Origin of the sequence: Kitasatospora phosalacinea, assembly GCF_030268885.1 — a bacterium.
In the GTDB taxonomy this organism is placed as follows: domain Bacteria; phylum Actinomycetota; class Actinomycetes; order Streptomycetales; family Streptomycetaceae; genus Kitasatospora; species Kitasatospora phosalacinea_C.
Genome location: NZ_BSSA01000084.1, coordinates 1 through 1,197, shown reverse-complemented (window position 1 = coordinate 1,197; position 1,197 = coordinate 1). Strand labels below are relative to the sequence as shown.

Annotated in this window: 1 rRNA gene; it reads left to right on the top strand. The window is 57.1% G+C overall.

From position 1 onward, the window contains the following. Positions 1-1,197, top strand: a 23S ribosomal RNA gene (locus QSK52_RS39025); the annotation flags it as partial.

The window sequence follows — 1,197 nt, the reverse complement described above, 5'->3', positions numbered from 1 at the left end:
GTTCTTCAGTCGTCTGCCGGCGGCTGGGCGAGTCAGAAACCGTATGGGTAGTCGAAGGACATGCGAAAGGTCCGGCGTAGAGGGTAAGACCCCCGTAGACGAAACCTGTACGGCTCGCTTGAGCTTCTCCCAAGTAGCACGGGGCCCGAGAAATCCCGTGTGAATCTGGCGGGACCACCCGCTAAGCCTAAATATTCCCTGGTGACCGATAGCGGATAGTACCGTGAGGGAATGGTGAAAAGTACCGCGGGAGCGGAGTGAAATAGTACCTGAAACCGTGTGCCTACAAGCCGTGGGGGCAGCCTTCGGGCTGTGACTGCGTGCCTTTTGAAGAATGAGCCTGCGAGTTTGCGGTGTGTAGCGAGGTTAACCCGTGTGGGGTAGCCGTAGCGAAAGCGAGTCCGAATAGGGCGTCTGAGTTGCATGCCCAAGACCCGAAGCGGAGTGATCTAGCCATGGGCAGGTTGAAGCGCGGGTAAGACCGTGTGGAGGACCGAACCCACCAGGGTTGAAAACCTGGGGGATGACCTGTGGTTAGGGGTGAAAGGCCAATCAAACTCCGTGATAGCTGGTTCTCCCCGAAATGCATTTAGGTGCAGCGTCGCGTGTTTCTTGCCGGAGGTAGAGCACTGGATAGGCGATGGGCCTTACCGGGTTACTGACCTTAGCCAAACTCCGAATGCCGGTAAGTGAGAGCGCGGCAGTGAGACTGTGGGGGATAAGCTCCATGGTCGAGAGGGAAACAGCCCAGAACACCGACTAAGGTCCCTAAGCGTGTGCTAAGTGGGAAAGGATGTGGAGTCGCAGAGACAACCAGGAGGTTGGCTTAGAAGCAGCCACCCTTGAAAGAGTGCGTAATAGCTCACTGGTCAAGTGATTCCGCGCCGACAATGTAGCGGGGCTCAAGCACACCACCGAAGTCGTGTCATTGCAGCAATACTCCCAACGGAGGCTGTGATGGGTAGGGGAGCGTCGTGTGCCGGGTGAAGCAGCCGAGGAATCGAGTTGTGGACGGTTCACGAGTGAGAATGCAGGCATGAGTAGCGATACAAGAGTGGGAAACTCTTGCGCCGATTGACCAAGGGTTCCTGGGTCAAGCTGATCTGCCCAGGGTAAGTCGGGACCTAAGGCGAGGCCGACAGGCGTAGTCGATGGACAACGGGTTGATATTCCCGTACCCGCTTTGAAGCGCCAACG